General features: G+C 42.9%; 21 protein-coding genes, 1 tRNA gene and 1 pseudogene. 6 read left to right on the forward strand and 17 right to left on the reverse strand.

Annotated features, from left to right (window positions below; translation table 11 throughout):
* Positions 1-201 precede the first annotated feature (201 nt).
* The 6 genes from H6G79_RS26855 to accC form a co-directional block, all read right to left on the reverse strand.
* Positions 202-477, reverse strand: a complete 276-nt coding sequence (locus tag H6G79_RS26855; RefSeq protein WP_190591165.1) for a BrnA antitoxin family protein — start codon at positions 475-477, stop codon at positions 202-204.
* Positions 440-547 (reverse strand): BrnT family toxin, encoded by a 108-nt coding sequence (locus H6G79_RS37780; protein WP_199333994.1) that lies wholly within the window; start codon positions 545-547, stop codon positions 440-442. Before H6G79_RS37780 ends, H6G79_RS26855 begins: the two co-directional genes overlap by 38 nt.
* A gap of 20 nt (positions 548-567) precedes the next feature.
* Positions 568-954, reverse strand: coding sequence for a VOC family protein (locus tag H6G79_RS26865; RefSeq protein WP_190591163.1), 387 nt, complete (start codon positions 952-954; stop codon positions 568-570).
* Positions 955-1,015: 61 nt separating this feature from the next.
* Positions 1,016-1,432, reverse strand: coding sequence for an aspartyl protease family protein (locus H6G79_RS26870; protein WP_190591161.1), 417 nt, complete (start codon positions 1,430-1,432; stop codon positions 1,016-1,018).
* The gene (locus H6G79_RS26875; protein WP_190591159.1) at positions 1,425-1,643 is read right to left on the reverse strand and encodes a hypothetical protein; all 219 of its coding nucleotides are present in this window, start codon (positions 1,641-1,643) and stop codon (positions 1,425-1,427) included. The genes H6G79_RS26870 and H6G79_RS26875 overlap by 8 nt, the downstream gene beginning before the upstream one ends.
* A gap of 360 nt (positions 1,644-2,003) precedes the next feature.
* The gene (accC, locus tag H6G79_RS26880) at positions 2,004-3,347 is read right to left on the reverse strand and encodes an acetyl-CoA carboxylase biotin carboxylase subunit (RefSeq protein ID WP_190591157.1); all 1,344 of its coding nucleotides are present in this window, start codon (positions 3,345-3,347) and stop codon (positions 2,004-2,006) included.
* Between the two features lie 433 nt (positions 3,348-3,780).
* On the opposite strand from accC, the gene H6G79_RS26885 reads away from it, so the two are divergent.
* The 3 genes from H6G79_RS26885 (at position 3,781) to H6G79_RS26895 (ending at position 7,288) form a co-directional block, all read left to right on the forward strand.
* Positions 3,781-3,861: transfer RNA gene (locus H6G79_RS26885), tRNA-Leu, on the forward strand.
* A gap of 183 nt (positions 3,862-4,044) precedes the next feature.
* Complete coding sequence (locus tag H6G79_RS26890) at positions 4,045-4,674, forward strand: chorismate lyase (RefSeq protein WP_190591155.1); 630 nt, start codon at positions 4,045-4,047, stop codon at positions 4,672-4,674.
* Positions 4,675-5,545: 871 nt separating this feature from the next.
* Positions 5,546-7,288: a DUF3352 domain-containing protein gene (locus H6G79_RS26895; RefSeq protein ID WP_190591153.1), complete on the forward strand. Its 1,743-nt coding sequence runs from the start codon at positions 5,546-5,548 to the stop codon at positions 7,286-7,288.
* Between the two features lie 92 nt (positions 7,289-7,380).
* On the opposite strand, the gene H6G79_RS26900 is transcribed toward H6G79_RS26895, so the two are convergent.
* The 8 genes from H6G79_RS26900 to H6G79_RS26935 form a co-directional block, all read right to left on the reverse strand.
* Positions 7,381-7,578 (reverse strand): hypothetical protein, encoded by a 198-nt coding sequence (locus H6G79_RS26900; protein ID WP_190591151.1) that lies wholly within the window; start codon positions 7,576-7,578, stop codon positions 7,381-7,383.
* Positions 7,579-7,691: 113 nt separating this feature from the next.
* Entirely contained in the window at positions 7,692-8,321 is a 630-nt protein-coding gene (locus H6G79_RS26905; protein ID WP_190591149.1) for a low-complexity tail membrane protein, read from the reverse strand.
* A gap of 121 nt (positions 8,322-8,442) precedes the next feature.
* Positions 8,443-11,553: a translation initiation factor IF-2 gene (infB, locus tag H6G79_RS26910; RefSeq protein WP_190591148.1), complete on the reverse strand. Its 3,111-nt coding sequence runs from the start codon at positions 11,551-11,553 to the stop codon at positions 8,443-8,445.
* A 139-nt stretch (positions 11,554-11,692) separates the two neighbouring features.
* Positions 11,693-11,851, reverse strand: a complete 159-nt coding sequence (locus H6G79_RS26915) for a hypothetical protein (protein ID WP_190591146.1) — start codon at positions 11,849-11,851, stop codon at positions 11,693-11,695.
* 177 nt (positions 11,852-12,028) lie between these two features.
* Positions 12,029-12,304 carry a YlxR family protein gene (locus tag H6G79_RS26920; RefSeq protein WP_190591144.1) on the reverse strand — a complete coding sequence of 92 codons (276 nt, stop codon included), beginning with the start codon at positions 12,302-12,304 and terminating at the stop codon, positions 12,029-12,031.
* A gap of 321 nt (positions 12,305-12,625) precedes the next feature.
* On the reverse strand, positions 12,626-13,939 hold the full coding sequence (nusA, locus tag H6G79_RS26925; protein WP_190591142.1) for a transcription termination factor NusA: 1,314 nt from the start codon (positions 13,937-13,939) through the stop codon (positions 12,626-12,628).
* Positions 13,940-14,116: 177 nt separating this feature from the next.
* Positions 14,117-14,578 carry a ribosome maturation factor RimP gene (rimP, locus tag H6G79_RS26930; protein ID WP_190591140.1) on the reverse strand — a complete coding sequence of 154 codons (462 nt, stop codon included), beginning with the start codon at positions 14,576-14,578 and terminating at the stop codon, positions 14,117-14,119.
* Positions 14,579-14,775: 197 nt separating this feature from the next.
* Complete coding sequence (locus tag H6G79_RS26935) at positions 14,776-16,230, reverse strand: hypothetical protein (protein ID WP_190591138.1); 1,455 nt, start codon at positions 16,228-16,230, stop codon at positions 14,776-14,778.
* Between the two features lie 239 nt (positions 16,231-16,469).
* On the opposite strand from H6G79_RS26935, the gene H6G79_RS26940 reads away from it, so the two are divergent.
* A complete protein-coding gene (locus tag H6G79_RS26940; protein WP_190591136.1) occupies positions 16,470-17,114 on the forward strand; it encodes a peptidoglycan-binding protein in 645 nt (214 codons plus the stop codon).
* A gap of 51 nt (positions 17,115-17,165) precedes the next feature.
* Here the strand turns inward: H6G79_RS26940 and H6G79_RS26945 are convergent, their stop codons facing one another.
* Both H6G79_RS26945 and H6G79_RS37685 read right to left on the reverse strand, forming a co-directional pair.
* Positions 17,166-18,047 carry an SDH family Clp fold serine proteinase gene (locus tag H6G79_RS26945; protein WP_190591127.1) on the reverse strand — a complete coding sequence of 294 codons (882 nt, stop codon included), beginning with the start codon at positions 18,045-18,047 and terminating at the stop codon, positions 17,166-17,168.
* A 178-nt stretch (positions 18,048-18,225) separates the two neighbouring features.
* Positions 18,226-19,929, reverse strand: a complete 1,704-nt coding sequence (locus tag H6G79_RS37685; RefSeq protein ID WP_190591125.1) for a tetratricopeptide repeat protein — start codon at positions 19,927-19,929, stop codon at positions 18,226-18,228.
* 320 nt (positions 19,930-20,249) lie between these two features.
* On the opposite strand from H6G79_RS37685, the gene H6G79_RS26955 reads away from it, so the two are divergent.
* Positions 20,250-21,035, forward strand: coding sequence for an RNA ligase family protein (locus H6G79_RS26955; RefSeq protein ID WP_190591123.1), 786 nt, complete (start codon positions 20,250-20,252; stop codon positions 21,033-21,035).
* Between the two features lie 66 nt (positions 21,036-21,101).
* Positions 21,102-22,235, forward strand: a complete 1,134-nt coding sequence (locus H6G79_RS26960) for an AAA family ATPase (RefSeq protein ID WP_190591121.1) — start codon at positions 21,102-21,104, stop codon at positions 22,233-22,235.
* A gap of 100 nt (positions 22,236-22,335) precedes the next feature.
* On the opposite strand, the pseudogene H6G79_RS26965 reads toward H6G79_RS26960, so the two are convergent.
* A pseudogene (locus H6G79_RS26965) lies at positions 22,336-22,435 on the reverse strand (photosystem II protein D1); the annotation flags it as partial.

Genomic DNA, 22,435 nt, shown 5'->3' on the forward strand with positions numbered 1-22,435 from the left:
AATAGGGCAGGATGCGATCGCATTTCCGGCACCAACTTTATTATGTTTGGAGCGATCGCTCTCTGTATGAAGATCAGAAACGTTAAGGAAGCACGCATCGTTACTAACAAATAGCCGACAGTTGCCTATCCACCAGCAGGTTAGTTGCCTAACATTATGCCGCTTCAATCTTCTTTCTAATATGCAATGTCAACCTGCCTGTTATTGATGTGCCTCCATATACGCTCGTAGCAATTGATTGATCTGTGTCTGATAGCCTCGCCCTTGAGACTTAAACCACTCCAATACATCGCTGTCAATGCGGAGTGTAACTTGAGCTTTGGTTTTTGTGGTAGGTAAACCTCGTCGCACTACTGCCTTAGCAAACATTTCTGGTGTAATTTCTGGGCAGTCTGAGAAATCAATATCCTCATCACTCATTGCGTCTAATCGTTGCCAATCAGTTTGAGAGTTGCTCGAAGTAGGTTCGTTGTTCATATTTCGTCGCTTTTCTTGCAGAAATAATACGAGTGCAATCCTCACGTTCTGTATGGACAATGGCAATCACTCGCCCTTGCAACAAACCGATTATAGGCGTTCTATGTAGTTGGATACTTCAATTAAATTAGAATCTGGGTCTCGAAAATATATCGAAAGAATAGCTCCTTTGGCACCAGTTCGTCGAACAGGGCCTTCCAGAATAGGAATACCTCTCTCATATAGTCGTGCGATAACTGCATCTAGGGAAACTGATGCGATGAAGCAGAGATCGGCCGAGCCAGGAGTCGGGAATAATGCCTTTGGTTCAAATTCCTGCCCTTTCTTGTGTAAATTTATCTTTTGTTGTCCACAGGAGAGGGCTGTCCGTCCTTCTCCAAAGGAAACCTCACGCATATCGAGAACCGTTGTATAAAAATCGACGGTTCGATAAATATCTTCAACGGTCAGAACCAAGTGATCCAGGTGAGCGATCATATTTGCTTACCGAACTATTTATTATTTATATAGAAACTTTCCGTTTCTCAATGCTTATATCTCAAACCTTACAACGAACTTCAAATTCTGATCGCGCACGAAAGAAACATACATCAAACTCGAAGAAGAAATTGGCCTGTCCTAAAATCAAAGGCACATTGGTTGCTTGTGTCCAGGCAAATGCTAGATTAACCCTTGGGAATGAACTAACTTGAGCATCAACAACGACTGCGTGAGCTTCAAATCGAGCCAAGTTTCCTGCCAGCACAACTGAGAGAGTTTCATTCTCCCAAATTAAGCCCAGTTGTAGACCCAACTCGTATGGCAAAACATTAACGCTTGCGCCCGTATCTAATAAACCTTCGGTGTTCAACGACTGACCGTTAAGACTAAGCGTCAATGGCAGATACGCCATCCGATCAACCATACCAAGCCTGCTGTCAATGATTTTGTAGGGAAATCTTTGAGCGTCAACCATTCTGTTCTTGTTGCTTTGTCGCTAGAAGATTCATTAAAACATTGGCAGCCTCAGAGCAATTGTAAGGCGACCAGATCGGATACTCTTGGTTCGCAACAAAGAAGTTTGCATCTTCTTCTTTGACCAGTTCTGTAGCGAGAAACTGCATCAGCCGAAGCTTGTCAATTTTTGGAAGTTCTTGGATTTGTGACATGAGTTCAGCTAATGACATTTGAGAATCTCCTTTTCTGAAGATTGGGTGAAAAGGTCGAGGATACTGGCTTATTGTATGGGCGATCGCTAGAGTTCAATTATTCTATCAATTAGTCTGATGGGTTGGTTCAGGAACTTCTGATCCCTGTGGCAGCGATTTTTTTCTAACCAGATCGGCGAACAAACCAGGGCAATAGACTTTGCTGATGGACAAATCTTCATTCGACATTCCCATAGTTCGTGGTCACTAGAATAGCTGGCTGCATCGTACCATGACTACTTAACCTGAGCAGGATCAGGAAAGGGACAGGTAGTCAACTGAAAATAAGATATTTCTCCGCCTTTTACCCTTTCCCTTTACCTTCTACTTCCTAATTCCCTAAAGTTTCATCTCTTGAATGAAATTGGTGTAAACATTGCCTTGTAAAAACTGTTGGTTTTCCATAATTCTTTGATGAAAACCAATAGTTGTTGGTAGTCCGGTAATGGCACACTCCCGTAGGGCGCGTTTCATCCTGGTAATAGCAGTTGCACGGTCTGGCCCCCAAACAATGAGCTTACCAATTAAAGAATCGTAGTAGGGGGGAATTTGATAATCGGTGTAAACGTGGGAATCAATTCGCACGCCAGGGCCACCGGGGGGAAGATAACCGCTAATGCGACCTGGGGCGGGACGGAAATCGTGGTCTGGGTCTTCGGCGTTGATGCGGCATTCTATGGCGTGTCCACGCAAAATCACTTGGTCTTGAGTTAGCCTGAGTCTTTCGCCCTGAGCCACCCGAATTTGTTCGACTACTAAGTCCACACCAGTAATCATCTCGGTAACAGGATGTTCTACTTGAATGCGGGTGTTCATTTCCATAAAGTAGAAGTGACCCGACCGATCTAAGAGAAACTCAATCGTACCAGCCCCGGTAAAGTTAATAAACTGGGCAGCTTTGACCGCAGCTTGTCCCATTTTCTCACGTAAGTCTGGATCAAGAGCCGGACTAGGGGCTTCTTCTAATAATTTTTGGTTACGGCGTTGAATAGAACAATCCCGTTCACCCAAGTGAATTACATTGCCATAGTTATCTGCCAAAATTTGAAATTCAATGTGGCGGGGACGTTCAATAAATTTTTCGATATAAACGCCAGAATTACCAAAGGCTGCGCCTGCTTCACCTTGAGCAGCTAAAAACAGTTTGACAAATTCTTCTTCAGAACGGACTAGGCGCATCCCCCGTCCACCGCCGCCAGCCGTGGCTTTAATCATCACGGGATAGCCAATTTCTTTCGCCAGTGCTAATCCTTCTTGTTCTGACTCGACTAAACCATCACTTCCTGGTACTGTTGGCACTCCAGCTTTTTGCATGGTTTCTTTGGCTGTGGATTTATCTCCCATCAACCGAATTGCTTCTGGAGTCGGGCCAATAAATGCAATGTGATGATCTGCACAAATTTCGGCAAATTTGGCATTTTCTGACAAAAAACCATAGCCAGGATGAATGGCAGTGGCATTCCGGGTCAAGGCGGCAGCAATGATGTTGGGAATATTTAAATAACTTTTACTGCTGGCAGGCTCACCAATACAAACGGCTTCATCAGCCAGCTGCACATGGAGCGCATTCCGATCAACAGTGGAGTGAACCGCAACAGTCGCTATTCCCATTTCTTCACAGGCGCGGAGAATACGAAGGGCGATTTCTCCCCGATTAGCAATTAGTATTTTGTCAAACTTCATTTTCGAGTTTCGATATTAGTACCAGTAGATTGACATTTTCTCTTATCTGATTTGCAACAAAGCTTTGACTTGGTTACAAATAACGATGAGAGTTTTTTCAGCAGCATCCTGAGCAGTATATATACGCCCTTCGCAGTTTCACAAAGGTCAGGACTGCCAGGGAGTCTCTACGGGTCTTAACCAGATTAACAGCTTCACATCTGCTTGTCTGTGCCAGTTTCCCGAACGAGGCTGTGGTGAGTGCGGAACATCTTAAAGTAGCTATACCCCTTTTAATATCACTTGTGGCGCTATTACATTTCTGTTAGTCTGATATCCACCTTCGGGAAAGTTGTGAACATGTTCACTTAAATTTTTGGTAAATTTTGCAAAATTAGATATTACCTTACTATAATCACTTTGTTGTGCTATATTAGTTCTTCAGTGAACTCTCGCGGATGTGGCGGAATTGGTATACGCGCACGCTTGAGGTGCGTGTGGCTTTGCCTTGCGAGTTCGAGTCTCGCCATCCGCATTTTTGATGAAAAGGGAACAGAGAAGACTTCGACAACCTTCCTGTTCCTGCCCCGCAAGGGCTGGGTCAATGGTTATGAGTGAATGGTCAATAGTTAAGCAATGCCTAACTACTGATTATCAGCTTTGAACTATTGACTTTTTTTGTGCTTTTATAGAGATAGATGAACTTTTGTAAATAAAATTGACTGCTATTTTTACTCTGACGAACAATCCTGCGCTGCCAACAGCTTGGCACCGTCTAACTCCGATTTGGCAAGGGGACGAAGAAGTTATCCAAAAGAGTTTACCCCACACACAGTTGGCTCCTGCTTGGCAACTGCTGTTGTTGGGTGATGGTTCTCCGACTCGGCATTTAGAATTGCTGACAGGTGAACCGACAGAAGTCGATGTGATTGATATGTCCTTGATTGGTACAGATTTAGATGATGCGCCTGATTTGATTCAAGCTGTGCCAGGGCCAAGACTGCGCCGTCAGGTGTGGTTACGTACTGCGTCAGGACAGAGATTGGCTTATGCGACATCTTGGTGGGAAGCCAGCCATGTAGATGAGTATTTACAAAATCGTTCATTGCCAATTTGGGCGAGTTTGGCGCGTCTCCGTACAGAGTTATATCGGGATGTGCGCGGTATTTATTATGGCAACTCGGCAGCGTTGGAGTCTGGTTTTGATGTGCCTGGGCCGTTTTGGGGTCGTCACTACTTGTTTTGGCATCATGGACAACCGCTAACTTTAATTTATGAGGTGTTTTCGCCGTATTTAACCAAGTATTTGGGGCCGATGCAGTTGAGTGGGACGAATGGCAAAGTGTAGAATGCAGTGGCGATCGCTACATTCAAATCCAACTCTGATTCGGTAAAAAAATTACCGGAACTAAGAAAAGTTAAATTTATCTAAAAATTATCTCTAGATGGCGGATTCATTTACCGCGTTCTAGCTAATATTAAGTGTCAAAATATCGCTAAATCGCCGAAATTTGAGTTTTGCTAATTTTGGTAAAAATAGTTGTCAGTAATTATAATTGCAAAAATTAGTGCCTCACAGCTACAGCAGTCCTAGTTGATATGTGAACAACAAAGACAAGGGAGACAGATGTTAATGAATCATTTAGGATTGCTATATATTTTTGAGCTTTAAATATAAAAGAACTCAGATGTATCAGTAGTAAAAATTACAAATTACTGGAGACTTGCAGCTTTTTGAAGTTAGTTATATCCTCATAATGCTGAGAATAAACTTGGAAACTTATATTGATTCGTAGTATGAATGCGTAAATTATGACAAAGTTCTCTAATTAAGCTTGATTAACACAGCAAACTTTTAGAGAAAAGTTGCCTGCGAAATAGAGTAAAGCATGTTAAAAAGATTAACTAACAACAAAATCACGCGATGTGCGACTTATTCTTGAAACCCCTCTCCAAACCTCTCCCCGAAACGGAGAGAGGCTTTGAATCTTGCTCCCCTTCCCTGGTAGGGAAGGGGTTGGGGGTTAGGTTTGAGAGAAAGTCGCACACGGCGTAAAATCACTACTTTTAAAGGAAAAATAGCTCACGTTGATTACCGAAGTATCAGCAAAATTTTAGGGTAGAGACAATTGTTGAAAAACAGCCCAAAAGTAAGAAAAAAGCTTAAGTTTACTTGGTCAAACAAGTAAAAAGTTCGCAAGTATGAGGTATTGGTTTCAATGGCGCTGCCTATTGTGTCTGTTCCCGTGAAGAAAAAACAGAAACCGTCTTTGGCACTGACGCTCTCGGCTACTGGTTTATTAATTATTGGTGGCGGAGTAGCCTATAGATTGTTCAGCCAAGGGCATTTTTCTGGAAATTTATTAGTAGGTGCAAATATTATCCCGAATGATGCACTGTTTGCTGCTTCTGTGACTACAGATCCCAAACAATGGCAGAAATTGCAAGAATTCGGCACAAAAGAATCGCAAGCACAACTTAATCAAACTTTAATGCAGTTGCGCGATCGCTTTCTGACAAATAATGGTTTTAATTTTGAGCAAGATATTCAACCTTGGGTAGACAAAGAAGTTACCTTGGCGATTTTAGCTCCCGAAACAAATCAGTCTAAGCCTGTAGCTACCGATAGCCTTACACCTGACAGCCAGCAGTCAATGGTGATGGTTTTACCTGTGAAAAACTCCGAGTTAGCGCAAAAAATTTTGGCACAACCCAAAGCCTTAAAAACCGGGAAATGGATTGACCGCACCTATCAGGGAGTCCCCATCAAACAAAGCGAAGGGGAATTTGGGACAAACCTTTCCGCCACATTACTCGATAAACGCTTCCTGGTGATTACCGATAACCCGAAAGCCACGGAACGGGCAATTGATGCCTACAAACATCAAACATCCTTGGCAACAGTTGGCAGTTTCGCTGAGAATTTCCCCAAAATTTCTGAGTCTAATTCTTTTGCCCAATTTTACATCAACGTCCCAAATGCTGCCAAAATTGCCACTAAAGCTCCAAACCGACGTTTACCAGCCCAAGTTTTGGCACAACTGCAAAATAACCAAGGTTTAGCGGGGGCGATTAGTTTAGAGTCAGATGGCATACGCTTAAAGGGCGTTTCGTGGCTGAATCCTCAAAGCCAGCGTCTACTGTCGGTGGATAACTCAGCAGGTAATATGCAGCAGCGAATGCCAGCAGAAACCTTGATGATGTTATCTGGTAGTAATTTACAACGGCTGTGGGGTGACTATATTCTCACATCCCAAGGAAATCCGCTTTCACCCGTATCTCCAGAACAATTACGTAGCGGGGTGAAATCGCTGACGAGTCTTGATTTAGAACGCGATTTACTCAGTTGGATGAAAGGTGAGTTTGCTGTCTCGCTGATTCCCAACGTTCAAAACAATGGCGCACCAGGAGATTTTAGGGCTGGATTGGTATTCATGGTCAAAGCCAGCGATCGCAAATTAGCTGAAGCATCTCTCCAAAAGCTAGATGACATCATTAAAACTCAATACCAATTCCAAATTCAACCAGGAACAGTTGCAGGTCAACCTGTTGTTAACTGGATTGGGCCTTTCGGCACTTTAACAGCCAGCCACGGCTGGTTAGATCAAGATACTGCGTTCATGGTATTAGGCGCTCCCGTTACCGATAAAATTGTGCCTAAACCCACCAGCACATTAGCCAGCAATCTTGCATATCAACAAACTGTGCCGACAGAGTTGAATCCCACAAATAGTGCATTTTTTATAGATGTCGAACGCATGGTAAATAACTTTACCCTCAATACCCTATTTCCCAAACAAAGAACTTTTTTAGAAGCGACTCGTTTCATTGGGGCAACAACCTCAGTGAGTGACAGCCGCAGTACCCGCTATGATATTTTTCTCTCTCTGAAAAAATCGACCAATGCAGCCACTGTACCTAATTCAGAGAATCATCCCAACATCAGTAGTTCAAAACCTTAAATTCAACATAAATATATAGATTAAGGGAAGCATGATCATCATGCTTCCCTTAAAGTATTGCTTGTAAATAAACAAGCTAGGATAAATTGATTTTAGTAAGCTAAAGTTTCTAAAGTTTCTCTTAAATACTTTTGTACTTGTTGTTCCAGGCGCAAACCTTGTAATTGGGTATTACGTTCTAGTTGCCAACGTTGGAAACCGGAACTAGCCGCGATCGCACATTTAAGGCTATACCAAATTTCGGTATCTGCGGGATATTGGAGATTACTAGCAGCAGAAGTTGGAGTCATAGTCCCTGATTCCTCAACTTTTAAAGTTATGGCAGTTTTTATTGTGAGCAAATACGAATCAGTCTGAATGAGACAGCGTATACTCTGCGAAGAAATTGATTAGGTTCTGATTTTTAGGGCTGCTGCGAGTTTCTATTGCTCCCGATGAAGGATTGAAACAACCTGGGTAAAATTTGATTAACTTGCACCCCTAAAATAGTGAAATCATGCTTGATATTTTCTAAAGATAACGGTTCGATGGCAGCAAATTCTGTGTCATTAGTCACTAAAATCCGTGCCACACTCACGGGAACTTGTAAAAATAAATTACTTGCTAAAAAAGCTACAGCAGCTAAAAGTAAGCCTAAGCTATGCCATTGCGGCAAAAAGCTGACTAAATGTTGCATTTGGGGTACAACTTTGTAAAGCTGCCACAAGATGACCGTTAATATTATGGCGGCCACCAGAGACAACACCCGGTTTAATTTAGTATTAATTAAACAAAGTATCTTGCGCTGTTGTTCTGTTAAATTTTCGGGTTTGAGAGCGATCCCTAAAAGAGAATATATATAAAATGGGCGGCGTAGCTGCATCCACAATAGTGGAGTAACGCCAACAGTGGCGACTAACAATATTTCTCCCCACACCGGGAAGAGTGGTTCACCGATCGCCAAGGACAATAAGCACAAAACCAAGAAAAATGGCAGTGTCGCTAATCCAGCAATGTGAATCCACAATATAGGGTCAGAGCGAAACGAAGACATACTGTAAGTGCTGAGTTTAAAGTGCTGAGTGCTGAGTTGGAAGTTTTGCGTGTGGAACCTAGCTTATTTTCAGTTCGACACACTTCAACTTTCACTGAAACTCAGCACTTAGTGTTAACCACTATCTTGTCAATGTGAGGGTACGACGTTTTGTCACCATCTGGTAGGCTTCAATAATGTCGCCTTCTACCCAGTCATGGAATTTATCGACGTTAATACCGCATTCATAACCGGCATTGACTTCCCGAACATCGTCTTTGATCCGTTTGAGAGAATCAAGGACTCCTTCGTAGACGACTTTACCGCCACGACGCACACGCAGTTTGCAGTTACGTACCAGCTTGCCAGACTGCACATAACAGCCAGCAACGGCTCCTTTACCCACTGGGAAGACGGCACGGACTTCGCACTGACCAAGGGCTTCTTCCACCAACTCTGGTTCCAACAGACCTTCCAAGGCTCCTTGGATATCTTCGAGGAGTTTATAGATGATGTTATACTCCCGGACATCCACACCAGCCTCATCAGCAGCTTGTCTTGCGCCACTGGCGTAGGTAGTGTTAAAGCCAATGATGACTGCGTTACTAGCAGCAGCTAAGTCAATGTCTGTTTGGGTGATTTCCCCAGCCGATGCTAACAGCATCCGGATCTGCACTTCGTTTTGGGGGATTTGCTTCAGCGAACCAATAATCGCTTCGACAGAACCTTGCACGTCGCCTTTGAGGATTAAGTTGAGTTCCTTCAACTCGCCTTCTTGAGCTTGTGCCGATAGGGTAGTGAGGGTGACACGTCCCTGCAACAGTCGTGATAGACGTTGTTTGTCGGCGCGATCGCCTGCAATACTCCGGGCTTCTTTTTCGTTCTCGAAGACCTCGAAGTCATCCCCGGCGGCGGGAACATCACTTAACCCCAACACCTCAACCGCAAAGGAAGGTGTGGCTGCTTCGACTCTCCGCCCACGGTCATCGACCATTGCCCGGACTTTACCAAAGGCTGAACCTGCCACGAGCATATCTCCGACGTGGAGACTACCGTTTTGAATCAACAAGGTAGCAACTGCACCCTTGGCTTTATCCAGGTGGGCTTCAATGACAGTACCTTTAGCTAGGCGATCGGGGTTGGCTGAGAGTTCTTCAACTTCTGCCACCAACAAAATCATTTCCAGGAGTGTATCCAGGTTCTCGCCCTTAATCGCACTGACTGGCACCATGATGGTTTCACCGCCCCATTCTTCTGGGGTTAAGCCATATTGTGTCAATTCTTGTTTCACCCGGTCTGGTTGTGCGCCTTCTTTATCAATTTTGTTGATAGCGACTACAATTGGCACTTCGGCGGCTTGGGCGTGGCTGATGGCTTCAATTGTTTGGGGACGCACACCATCATCGGCTGCTACTACCAAAATGGCGATATCTGTCACTCTCGCGCCTCTAGCCCGCATTGCGGTGAAGGCTTCGTGACCCGGAGTATCCAAGAAGACAATCTGATGCAGCTTGTTGTCGTGTTCGATGTCCACATGGTATGCACCGATGTGTTGGGTAATACCCCCAGCTTCTCCAGCCGCGACTTTAGTTTTGCGAATCGAGTCGAGTAGGGTGGTTTTACCGTGGTCTACGTGACCCATAATGGTGACAACTGGCGGACGACGAATCAGATATTCTAAATCTGCTACGTCGATCATTTCTGTGACTTTCCGCGCTTCTGCTTCTGGTTCGGCGGTTTCGACTTCTACTTCTAACTCTTTACCTACTAAGGTGATGGTTGGGATATCCAAATTTTGGGTGATACTCACCGCCATACCTTTGAGGAACAGGATTTTCACAATCTCTGTATCTGCAACTACCAATTCGTTGGCGAGTTCCTGCACAGTCATCGGGCCTGTGACCACGATTTTGGCTGGGCGATCGCGTTTTGGCTCTGCTTCTTGACGACGGTTCTGTTCACCGCGATTTGAGGTAGTTCTCTTGCCCCTAACAGTTGGGGTAGCCACGGATGTGGGTGCTGTTTGGGCTGGTCGCGCTGCTTTTGGTTTTGGCGGACGAGCGATCGAAAGAGTTGCCTGGATGGTAGCCGGGATGTCTAGACCTTCTTCTAGCAAATCATCATCTTCAAAGTCATCTTCCAGAATTGGTTTGACCCGCTTGCCTTTGGGGGCACCTTTGCCGGATTTCTCTTTAACTTCGTCGATGATTTCTTCTTCTTGCCATTTTTTACCACCTTTGGCTAAACGAGGTGGTGTGGGTCGTTTTAAGTCTAAGAGTTCTGGAACGACGGCATCATCATCCACTGAGACTTTGCCTGTGGCTGCACCTGTAGGTCTGCTAGGCGGAGTTGCCAAGGGTACAGTCGCCGCCGATTCTGATTGACGCACTGGCCTTTGGGGACGTGGTACATCTCCTGAACCGGGAGCCGAGTTCCGATTTGTTCGCGGTTCGGCTTTGACAGGCCCTGAGTTTTGGCGACTTTGCTTGGGTGCTGGGGATGAGTCTGAGTGAGACTGAGATGGTTTGCCAGCCTTAGTTGGTTTATTGTTGCTAGTTTGGTCGCGATCGCGCTTCAGTATCGGTTTTTCTGCCGTACTTGACCCACCAACTGCGGGTTTTTCCGCTTCTGGTCTTGCAGGTGGCGCAGATAATTGCGGTTTTTGCGGTTTTTCTGGCCTGGACTTATGCGAAGGCGCTCTTTCTGGCTTTTCTGCTGCTGTGTTTTCTGCTAAGGGCGTATTTGCTTTTTGGGGTGCATCTGTAACAGCAGGTGCCTGTGAGTTCTCAGATTGATTCCGGGGTACAGGTCTGGTTGGTGCCGTCGGCTTCATGGATGAGACTGGTGTAGCGAAGGGCCGTGGAGGTGCTGGAGAATTGACTTCAGAAGAAGCTGATTGATTCTGATTAGCAACTGATGCCTCTGGGGCATTGGTGTTAGGATTTCTCAATATTTTGGGTTTACGAATTTCCAAAATTTGTTGTTTGTGTGGTGGTGGTGCAGGTCGGCTATGAGAGCCAGGTTGATGTGAATTTGGTTTTGGGGGGTGTGTTCCTATTTCTCTTTTAGGTGTTCCATTCGTTACTGCCAATTTTTCGGCAGCCGTCCGGATTCGTTCTGCCTCTGATTCTGAAATTGTGCTGCTATGGCTTTTGACCGCAATATTGAGCTGGTCGCAAATTGCTAATAGCTCTTTGTTATCCAAATTCAATTCCTTTGATAATTCATAAATTCTAACTTTGCCGTTGTTCATCCACTCTTCCCCTTTAATTTACAGTTTTTTGGCGGATGGTTGCCTGGGAGTGCGACATCTCCATCCTTAGATCACTGTTTTTCGGTTGCCCTTGGTAATTTTGCCGGTGCCTCCAATCAGGAAAGAGAGATGTTTCAGGTTAATGTTGGCATCTGTGCCAAATTTGGCTGTTGACTTGCTCCCATAAAAATTTTGTTAATAAAAAAAATTTATTGGAACTGGTGATGCCGAATTGCGCCTGATCGCTACCAGGTTGCCATTCTGTAGTTTTTTGTTTTGCTGATTCTGAGTCTTCCACAACACAATCGAGTAAAACTTTCTGGGAGTATTGCTGGGTTCTTTTTTCAAGAGCCGCTCACAAACTACGCCCTTTTACTATTTTGGCACTAACCCCAATAATTGCAGAGGGTGTGTTGGAAGCGCGAACAGTTCGGCTTTAGGCACAATCCTCTGGGGATTACCGCCACCAAGTTTTTCAACCTGATATTTGATTTTGGTGATGACTTGGGGCTAGACGTTGCCACAATGTCTGATACAGTGTTTCTGGCACTGATGCTTGTAGCGATCGCCCTAATCTATTCTTTTTTTGTGCCGTTTGCAAACAAGTTGCTTGCGGACAAAGATAGGCAGAGCGCCCCATGCCCTCATCTAATTGTACCTTTCCAGATGGAAAGACGCGGATTATCCGCCAAAAGTCTTGCTTCAAGCCGACTTTGCGGCAACTAATACAACGCCGATAATTCGGTTTCATCAGTTTTTTATAGGCATGAAGTCAAACAATTGAGAATTTTGGATTTACCTCCCGGATGAATAATCATGGCTGAACCGGAATTTTAAATTTTTTATTAATTCCATCAGCAAATTATGACTCAGTAGTTTTATAGCAAAGTTAAGCTATTACAGCTAACCTTTTACTAATACCTCATATTTTCTCAAGTAATTATTAAAACTCTTCCTGAGCTAAATATTAGCAGAACTATAGCCATCGTATTTGCTTTCTCCCGTACTGGTTGAGGCGGAGATTTGTTGCTAATTCCTATATAGACTGCTGTTTCTCCAGAAAATTAAGAAATTATTCTGTTTCATCCAGATCAAAAGATTCATCGTCTAATTCTTGTTGATTTTCTGCATCTAATTCTTCGAGTTCCAGATCATCATCTTCTAAGTCGATGTCATCTTCCTCTAGTTCCATTTGTTCTTGCTCTAGTTGAGCTTGGGCGCGGACAGCTGCAAATTTCTCATCTTCGCCTGCATGGTCGTACTTGGCTTTATCTTTAATATCGATTTTCCAACCTGTTAAGCGAGCCGCGAGGCGGACGTTTTGACCTTCTTTCCCAATTGCCAAACTCAGTTGATCTTCGGCTACTAAGACGTGAGTTTGCCGCGTTTCCGGGTCCATAAGGCGGACTTCATCTACTCTGGCTGGGCTTAAGGCGTTGGCAATATATGTGGCTGGGTCGGGCGACCAACGAATTACATCGATTTTTTCGCCGCGTAATTCATTCACTACTACTTGAATGCGTGATCCCCGTGCGCCAATACAAGCACCTACTGGGTCAACATCTCGATCTAAGGTGTCTACTGCGATTTTAGTCCGGGGGCCGACATAACGCGATGGCGGATTTGCTTCCCGTGCGACAGCGACTATCCGCACCACTTCATCTTCAATTTCTGGAACTTCATTGGCAAACAAATAAACCACTAACCCTGCATCAGCGCGGGATACTAAAAGCTGTGGCCCCCGTTGTTGCCCTTGGGAAACTTTCTTGAGGTAGACCTTGAAGGTGGCATTGGCACGATAATTATCGTTTGGTAGCTGTTCCCGCTTGGGTAATTCGGCTTCTACTTCTGGCTGACCAAAAGTACTGCTAACTGCCAAAATAACTGATTGTCTTTCAAAGCGCAGCACTCTGGCTTGCAAGACGGTTCCTTCTAAATCTTGGAACTCTTCTTGCACCATTTGGCGTTGTTGATCCCGTAATTTTTGGGCTAGAACTTGCTTGGTTTGCATAGCGGCCATCCGACCAAATTCGCCTTGATCGGGGGTGACATCCAAAACTACAGAATCACCTAATTGGGCTTCGGGCGCAACTTGCTGCACTTCGTCTAAAGAAATTTGATGGTCGGTGTTGTTAACTTCTTCAACAATGGTTTTGGTGGAGAGGACGCGAAATCCTTCTTCATCAATATCGAGTTCCACTTCAAAATTGTCAAAATAGTCTTCATCAAATTGCCTGCGTTCTATATTTTGAGCGCGGCGATAACGTTCATAACCTTTGAGTAGTGCTTCTCGAATGGCTGATTGCACTGCTAACCGTGGTAAGTTGCGCTCCCGACTAATGCTTTCAATTAATTCTTTTAATCCTGGTAGACTAACCATTGACATAAGCAATCTCCTTTAAAAGTAAGGGAATAGGGGAGCCAGTGCCGTGCGGAGGTTTCCTCAGTTGAGGCAACTGGCGTAGTAGGGAGTAGGAAAAAGCATTAAGGAATAGGGATTAGAGAAAAGATTGAATCTAGTCCCTAGTCCCTAGCCTCTAATCTCTAGACCCTCATCCCTCGTTTATCGACGTTCGTCTAGTTGCACCCTAGTAATGAGAGAACGAGGAATTTCCACTACCCGACCTTTTTGATTTAAATAAATGTTGGTTTCATCCCGGCGAATCAACTGACCATTCCACTCTGTTTGTCCTTCATGGGGTGGCGAAGTGGAAACAATCACAGGAAATCCTTTGAAGGAGATAAATTCCCGGTCAGTTACCAATTGGCGTGAAATACCTGGACTAGACACCTCCAAGACATAGGCATCTGGAATGATCTCCTCTGCATCTAAGCAGGCTTCTAAAGCGCGGCTCATCCTTTCACAATCATCCAAACCAGTATCTTGCTGGGGATTACGGATGTCTACCCGCAATACTGGTGGACGTTGGTTAGTGTGAAAAACTGCACCAACGACTTCTAATCCCAGTTGTTCTGCTACTGGTGTCGCCAATTCGATAATTTGTGGGACTAACGGATGAGTCATGCGAAATTTCAATAAAAAAAGTGGGCTTCGACCCACTTCCTGCGATAGGGATATCTTCCAAGAAGTCTTGTAACGAACTGATGATAGTTCGCCCTAAATTGAGTGTAGCGCATTTCTCTAAGAGTCAATAGTTAAATGGTCATTTGTTATTAGTCAGTGGTCAATGGTCAAAAGGCACGAAGATAAAATTTAACACTTCATATTTTTTTCTCTCTCATTTCGACGATCGCAGTACTTTGCTCAACGATGGGCTGAATATATGATTGTGTTCTTAGCTGTCTGGTTTGCTCGACAATGCTTTCTATGTCTTCTTGGGATAGACGTTGAACGTAGTTGAGCTTGACTTCTTCTAAGAAATCAAATAACAAGCTTTGAATTTCGGCTGTGACTTTTTTTTGCTGTACTTCTGCGCCTAAAGCGTTGGTGAAGCTTTGGGCGAGTTGAGTTGTAAGTTTTGCACCTACGGGATCTTGGATAGCACTGACTAAAACGCTGTATAAGCTGGTGGTGATTTGAGTTGCTAATTGTTCGCTGAGTTGGGTTTGGGCTTGTCCGATGGCGGGGAAGGCTTGGAGGTTGCGGTATAGGGGAACTTGATTGAGTACTGTGTCGATGTTGTGGCGCAAAATTGCCGCTATGTCGGGCTGAATTTTGGGTAAAACTTCATAGACGACGGTTTGGGTTAAAATGCCTGCGATCGCTTCAATTTCATTAACATTATTAATATCTACATAGGGACGTAGGTTTTCTTGTTGCGATATCCAACGGGTAAAATCTCCTTGTTTAATCGAAATTTGAATTTGGTTGATCACTCGCACCACCACAATTTCTGTGAGTTCCTCAGCAAAATTCGCTACAACTGTTTGATTGATTTGGCGCTGTAATGGTTGCAGATTTAATAGTTGTGCTTGGTCGAGTCGCACAATTACAGGTATAACTCGCAACCATCGCCAAAACGGGATGAGCAGCAATAAGTCATAGCAACGGTCAAATACTGCATTTAACAAGCTAGAACCAGGGTGGCGACGCTTGATGTAAAAGATGCGTGCGAGAAACTCGATCGCAAAGATAGTGACAAATGGTAGGTCTATTAGCCAAAAATCATCGAGATATTCGCTATTTTCACCGATTTGGCGGTAATAGTTGCTGGCGATTAAAGGACTAATTTTTTGGTTGAAAAAGGTAATTTCTTGATTCCAGCCTTTTTGGGAGAGATAGGCTTGACTCCAGAAAGTGGCAAAGGATTGCTTGGCAGAATCTTTACCGATGCGATCGCGCATTCGGTTCTTAATTTTTTCCAGAGTACCACTCTTGCCAACCCCAGCAAATGGGTTACTATCAATCATCTCCCCACTCAGGCGGGTGAGTTCGTCTAGTTTTACCTTCGCCTGTGGAGATGTTAAACCTGTCTGGTTGACTTGTTCTTTGAGCGCATCTACCGCTTTTAAATAACTTTGAGTTTCTCTATGGGCAGCAATCCCCTTAATGGGATCATAAATTTGCGTAATTTGAGGTAATCGCCGCAAATAAAAATCACGCCATTGTACATAAGTCAAATCAAACACAACTAAACCTAAGTTGACTGTGGCCACCAGTGCCATCAACCTTTCAAACCAAAGTTTTTTGTGTTTTGGCAAGGTTTGATTAACCATTTTTTTGTTTTAGATTATACAAGTTTTAAGTATTTAGTTATAACCCAATTAGAGAGTTGAGAAGTAGACATAGAAAATCTAAATACTTCTCCAGCCAGATTGCCAAAAATTTATATCAATATAAATTAATTAATTTTAATTAATCACAAATGATTAAACATTGAGACAAAAGTCTTCCAGAAACGTAAAATGCACCTGTTAATCATATAATGCTGATTTAACTGCAAGGAGTTTGAGATATGTGGTGTGGGTTTAATAAATCCAGCGCGATTATTGCGGCTACTTGCCTAGTAAGCGCCAGTGTAATTATTTCTGACAGTTCCTTTGCTGCCCGTCAACGTAACTATACACCCCAAGAATTTCGGGCTGTGTTGCATGGGCTAGGTTACAAAGTGAAAGTCTCCAATACACCTCTAACCGACGAGGAAACTAAAAAAGCAATCCGCGATTTTCAAAAAGGCTACAAGCTTGGTGTAGACGGGATAGCCGGGCCAAAAACCCAAGACTTTGCTGCTAATATTGTGCAGATTCTCCAAGCCAATTTAAATGTAGTACTTAAGCCTAATCCGCCTCTTCCCCGCGATCAATTTTTTGGCCCGCGTACCGAACAGTTAATCAAGGAATATCAGAAAAAAAATCAGCTTTCAGAAACTGGAATTGCTGATTTAGCACTCCGTCAGAAGCTAGATGCAGCAGCAAAGGAAGTTATAGGTAAACCTAAACCTCAGCCAACGGCTAAACCGACAGCTAAACCGACAGTTCAACCAAATACGACATCAACGCCAACACCAGCCGCGTCACCAACACCCATACCAACGCTAACACCAACGGAGATACCAAAGCCTACAGCAACACCAGCAGTTTCACCAACACCAACACCTTAAATGTGATAGCTGCTGTAGTCAGATAGATAAACTCAGCACTCAGCACTTAATCTAAGCTTCTTCTAAAGGTCTACCTTTGGGTGTTGGTAAAATTGGACGACGGTCATCATAAGGCATAGGAATATACTGGACAGTTGGCCGTCCTCCCTGGGGTTGGGGATACAAATCCATCAAGTCATAAATAGAACGGGGTAGTCCGACTGTGGCAGGTAAACCCATTTCTGTGGCTTCTTCCACCGTGACAGGATAATCATGCGTCACACGTCCAGTTGTCAAAGCATCGATAATCGGTTCAATATTTTCGGGCTGAACCTTTTGTTTAGGGATGTTATCTTTTAGCAGCGTCCGCACAAAGCGTTGTACTTGTTGAATCGCTTTTTCTGCTTGGTCAGCCATAATTAAAGTCTGGTCATCAATCTCGCTGATGGGTTTATCTTGAACTACCTTTAAAATACTGGCTGCGGGGAGGTTGCCTAATTGGGGATCAACAGGCCCTAAAACAGCGTTCGCATCCATAACAATTTCATCAGCAGCCAAAGCCAGCATTGTGCCACCACTCATAGCATAGTGTGGGATAAAAACTGTCACCTTGGAAGGGTGACGAATTAACGCCCTAGCAATTTGTTCGGTAGCGAGTACCAAACCGCCAGGAGTATGCAGAATCAAATCAATGGGAACATCTGGGGGTGTGAGGCGAATTGCCCGCAAGATTTGTTCTGAATCTTCGATTGTGATGTAGCGTGATAGAGGAATACCCAGTAAACTGATAGATTCTTGACGGTGGATGAGTAATATCACCCGCGTTTTGCGTTCCTGTTGAAATTCTTGTAAGGCGCGAAAACGCTGATATTCTACTTGGCGCTTTTGCCAGAGGGGTTGTAGGGAAGAAAGCAGTAGAAAAATCCAGAATACATCACCAATACCAAAGCCCATAGGTTTGATTGTCCAAAAATAACGGTTATCGTCATTTATTGTGACAATTTTTAATTCATAGCAGGTCTATCTAGGGGTGTAGGGTAGGAAAGAGAGACAGGGAAGACAAGGTTGATGGGTAAGCCAAGATTTTTTGTATTTACAAATTACTACAATTTGCTCAGGTTATTTAGGCAGATTAAGCATTATTAATTTTATTTATTTTGTCAATAATTATACTTTCATAATTGTGATACTCTTGTTGTCTAGTGATAGCTAATGCTCGTTGATAATGTTCAATAGCTTGAGATTTTTGGTTTAGTATAATAAATAACTCAGCTATATTTTCAAGATTTTCTATTTGACTCAAAGAGTTACCTAAGTGTTGACGAATTATCAAAGACTCTTGATAGTGTTCCAATGCTTTTTCATATTCGTTTAACTGTCTATACATGGAACCTAAAATATCAAGAGTATCACTTTCACTCATTCTATCTCCAATTTCTTGGCTAATAGTGAGAGCTGCTTGCAGAGATTCATTTGCTTGAGAATATTTTTCTAAATAACAATAGAGTTTCCCCATTAAATACAGAGTTTCGGCTTGACCAGGAATAACACCGATTTTTCTTCTCAGAGCCAAGGCAAGTTCATAGTAAGTTAATGCTTTTTCAAATTCTTTTAAACTAGAATTAAGTAGTCCTAAATTACTTAATATAGTAGCTTCTGTATCACGATCGCCAGTTTTACTAGCTATCACTAACGCCTCTTGATAGTATTCTAAAGCTGCTGAATATTCTCCATAGCGATAGTAGATTTGAGCTATATTATTGAGAGTTGTACCTTGACTATTCAACTCTCCTATTTCTTGTTGTAAATTTAAAGCTTCTTTATAGTATTGAATTGCTTTAGGATAGTCTTCTAAAAAAGTATAAACTGCTCCAATATTATTTAATGTAGTGCCTTCATTTTTCCTGGCTCCTATTTCTCGACGGATTGATAAAGCTTTATGATAATAATTTAATGCTTCATTATATTTTCCTATCTGGTCATAAACACCTCCAAAATTATGGAGTGTAGTGGCTTCATTGGTGCGATCGCCTATTTTTTTAGCAATTTTTAAAGCTTTATTATAGTATTCTAAAGCTTTCGAGTATTGCCCTAGATTACGATAAATAGCACCTATATTGTTCAGAGAAGAAACTTGACCTGATAAATGATTATTTTCTATTTCAATAGTAAGACATTGCTGATATAGTTCTAATGCTTTTTCATATTGACTTAAATCACTATAAACTGAGCCTAGGTTATTAAGCACAGCCGCCTCACCATTACGATTACTTTTATTTTGATAAATCTTTAAGGCTTCTTGATATTTTTGTAATGCGTTTTGTGGTTCTCCTAGGCTTTCATAAATTAAGCCAGTATTATTGAGATTAGTAGCTTCATTAGATAAGTCTCCTATTTCTCTACTAATGATTAAAGACTGATTATAATGTCTGATGGCTTCTGAATATTGTCCTAACAAGTAATATACTGTGCCAATACCACAAAGCGTTTTTCCCTCCATTTTACGATCCATGATTTGAAGATGAATAGACATAGCTTTTTCATAGATTTCTAAAGCTTTAGAATATTCGCCCATGCCACGATATGCGCTCCCAATACTACTAAGAGTATTACCTTCATTTTGTAAGTCATGAATTTTTTGAAAATAATATAGAGCATCAATATACTGGTTTAAAGCATCTTGATACCGTCCTTGATTATATAAACTAAGTCCAAGATTAGAATGTGTTAATGCGTCTGCTTGATGCTGTTGTTTAATTAAAAACTTAACTAATCGATGAATAGCTTTGATGGGCTTAAGTAAAAGTGAAGCTAGGACACGTAGGTAAGATAGCACTATAACCTCAAAAATTTAGCTTTTGAACTTAAACCTATTCTTCCCAACTAGAAACCTCAAAAATTATTTTTTCATAAAAAACTCTGTTTTAATTATGTAGCGACTGTCTTAAAGGTCAAGCGGCTCTATTTCCGAAAACGGTGCTGTTGCTTGTGAAGTATGTAATTATTAAAATACATCCTTGGAAAACTACGGTAAAAGTCTATGTAGTCCTTCAGTCTCAATCAAATTCATTTCACTGGCGAATGCAAAAGTCCTCTCTTAATTCCGGGAAAGTTCGCCACGCCGTTATTTGATTGCAGTCACCAAGGTAAAAAGTCATGGAACAAATTTATAAATATCCGCGTACCCATCACATCGAGGGTTCGCGGTTGCAGCCTGGGGATGAAGATTTAGACAGCGTTCCTTTTAGTGCAATTAAAAATCAGTATGTAGTCGTGGAAGAAAAAGTTGATGGCGCAAACGCCGCTATTAGCTTTACTTCTAACGGACAACTCAAATTGCAAAGCCGTGGACATTATTTAACAGGTGGTGCGAGAGAAAAGCACTTTAACTTATTTAAACAGTGGGCGCATACTCGCGCCACCGCATTTTGGCAAGTTCTAGGGAGTCGGTTCATTTTGTTTGGTGAATGGCTGTATGCCAAGCACACTGTTTTTTACGATGCTTTACCTCATTACTTCCTAGAATACGATGTGCTGGATTTAGAACAGCAAGTTTTTCTCAGCACCAAGAACCGTCAGCAGTTACTTGCAGATTTACCTTTAGTTTCTGTACCTGTGTTGTTTGCTGGCGAACTGAAATCTTATCAACAACTCATCGCCCTGCTGGGAAAATCCCATTATCAAACCCCTGCACATTTGCAGCGTTTCCAACAAATTTGTCTGGAACAAGGACTAGATGTCGAACGTTCCCTCAAACAAACTGACCAAAGTGCTTTGATGGAAGGTTTATATATTAAAGTCGAGCCACAAGCAACAGTAACAGCCCGTTATAAATATGTGCGTTCCAGCTTTTTAACTACCATTCAGCAGTCAGAGGGACATTGGCTAAACCGCCCAATAATTCCAAATCAACTGCATCCTAGTGCAGATTTGTTTAGTTAAAAAGATCCCCGACTTATTTAAGAAGTCGGGGATCTGAAGCCTACTAATTTTTACAGGTATTTAATTATGATTCAAAATTGGACGTTTCCTTATTGTCCTCATGAAGATGACTGGACAATTAACTGGCAAGCTTTAGAAGCAAAATTTGATTGGTTGCGATCGCTTGCTGATTGTCCCCAAGACCCACGTTATCATGCTGAGGGGAATGTTCTCATTCATACGAAACTTGTATGTGAGGCATTAGTCGCTTTACCCCAATGGCGAACATTACCACCTAAAGAACGTTCTGTGTTATTCGCCGCAGCTTTACTACATGATGTCGCTAAACCCGCAGCCACTCAAATAGCAACAGATGGGGCGGTTTCTTCTAAAGGTCACGTCCTCCAAGGGGCGAAAATGGCACAGGAAATTCTCTGGGATTTAAATGTACCATTTGCAGAACGGGAAGCGGTTGTGGCTTTGGTGAAATATGGCAGTTTACCTCTGTGGTTTTGGGATAAACCCAACCCGGAACGGGCGGTAATTAAAGTTAGCCAAATCATTCGTTGCGATATGCTGGGTTTACTCGCCGAAGCAGATGTGCGCGGACGTTCCTGCAACGACCAAGCCGAATTATTAGAACGAATTGAGTTTTTCCGCGAATTTTGCCAAGAAAACCAATGTTTTAACCAACGGCGTGCATTTCCCTCAGCACACAGTCGGTTCGTGTATTTTCAAAAAGAAAATGGCAACCCAGACTATGCAGCCTTTGATGATACGCGCTTTGGGGTAGTGATAATGTCGGGTTTACCGGGTGCAGGGAAAGATACTTGGATAAAAGAAAATCTGCCCAACTGGCGAGTGATTTCTTTAGACGCACTGCGAAAGCAAATGAATATCAGCCCAGAAGATGACCAAGGTGTAGTGATAAATGCAGCCAAAACCATAGCCAAAGAATATATGCGTGATGGGCAATGTTTTGTGTGGAATGCAACTAACATTAGCCGTCAATTGCGAGGGATGTTAACTCGTTTATTTACCAGTTATCAAGCCAACATTCGCATTGTTTATCTAGAATCACCTTGGGATGAATTGCTGCGGAGGAATTGCGATCGCCCTGCTCATGCTAAACTGCCCGAAAAGGTGCTGTATAAATTAAAGCAGCGTTTAGAAGTTCCAGATATTACTGAAGCACACACAGTAGATTGGGTAGTACGGTGAAAATTTGGAAATGCGATCGCATCATAATTAGAAACCAAAAAGGCGCTCCCCGTGAAGAGAGCGCCTTTGATTAACTATTTATTGCTTCTATCTCAGAAGATTAGCCATTGATAGCAGGAGCAGAGATAGCAACAGGAGCTTGCTCACCAGCAGCCAAGTCTAAGGGGAAGTTGTGAGCATTGCGCTCGTGCATGACTTCC

This window comes from Anabaena sp. FACHB-83, assembly GCF_014697485.1.
Taxonomy (GTDB): Bacteria; Cyanobacteriota; Cyanobacteriia; order Cyanobacteriales; family Nostocaceae; genus Nostoc_B.

Excerpts from the sequence above, each read along its gene's own strand:
- H6G79_RS26855 (WP_190591165.1), bottom strand. The coding sequence starts at position 477 with ATGAACAACGAACCTACTTCGAGCAACTCTCAAACTGATTGGCAACGA.
- H6G79_RS26865 (WP_190591163.1), bottom strand. The coding sequence starts at position 954 with ATGATCGCTCACCTGGATCACTTGGTTCTGACCGTTGAAGATATTTAT.
- H6G79_RS26870 (WP_190591161.1), bottom strand. The coding sequence starts at position 1,432 with ATGGTTGACGCTCAAAGATTTCCCTACAAAATCATTGACAGCAGGCTT.
- H6G79_RS26875 (WP_190591159.1), bottom strand. The coding sequence starts at position 1,643 with ATGTCATTAGCTGAACTCATGTCACAAATCCAAGAACTTCCAAAAATT.
- accC (WP_190591157.1), bottom strand. The coding sequence starts at position 3,347 with ATGAAGTTTGACAAAATACTAATTGCTAATCGGGGAGAAATCGCCCTT.
- H6G79_RS26895 (WP_190591153.1), top strand. The coding sequence starts at position 5,546 with ATGGCGCTGCCTATTGTGTCTGTTCCCGTGAAGAAAAAACAGAAACCG.
- H6G79_RS26900 (WP_190591151.1), bottom strand. The coding sequence starts at position 7,578 with ATGACTCCAACTTCTGCTGCTAGTAATCTCCAATATCCCGCAGATACC.
- H6G79_RS26905 (WP_190591149.1), bottom strand. The coding sequence starts at position 8,321 with ATGTCTTCGTTTCGCTCTGACCCTATATTGTGGATTCACATTGCTGGA.
- infB (WP_190591148.1), bottom strand. The coding sequence starts at position 11,553 with ATGAACAACGGCAAAGTTAGAATTTATGAATTATCAAAGGAATTGAAT.
- H6G79_RS26920 (WP_190591144.1), bottom strand. The coding sequence starts at position 12,304 with ATGAAACCGAATTATCGGCGTTGTATTAGTTGCCGCAAAGTCGGCTTG.
- nusA (WP_190591142.1), bottom strand. The coding sequence starts at position 13,939 with ATGTCAATGGTTAGTCTACCAGGATTAAAAGAATTAATTGAAAGCATT.
- rimP (WP_190591140.1), bottom strand. The coding sequence starts at position 14,578 with ATGACTCATCCGTTAGTCCCACAAATTATCGAATTGGCGACACCAGTA.
- H6G79_RS26935 (WP_190591138.1), bottom strand. The coding sequence starts at position 16,230 with ATGGTTAATCAAACCTTGCCAAAACACAAAAAACTTTGGTTTGAAAGG.
- H6G79_RS26940 (WP_190591136.1), top strand. The coding sequence starts at position 16,470 with ATGTGGTGTGGGTTTAATAAATCCAGCGCGATTATTGCGGCTACTTGC.
- H6G79_RS26945 (WP_190591127.1), bottom strand. The coding sequence starts at position 18,047 with ATGGGCTTTGGTATTGGTGATGTATTCTGGATTTTTCTACTGCTTTCT.
- H6G79_RS26955 (WP_190591123.1), top strand. The coding sequence starts at position 20,250 with ATGGAACAAATTTATAAATATCCGCGTACCCATCACATCGAGGGTTCG.
- H6G79_RS26960 (WP_190591121.1), top strand. The coding sequence starts at position 21,102 with ATGATTCAAAATTGGACGTTTCCTTATTGTCCTCATGAAGATGACTGG.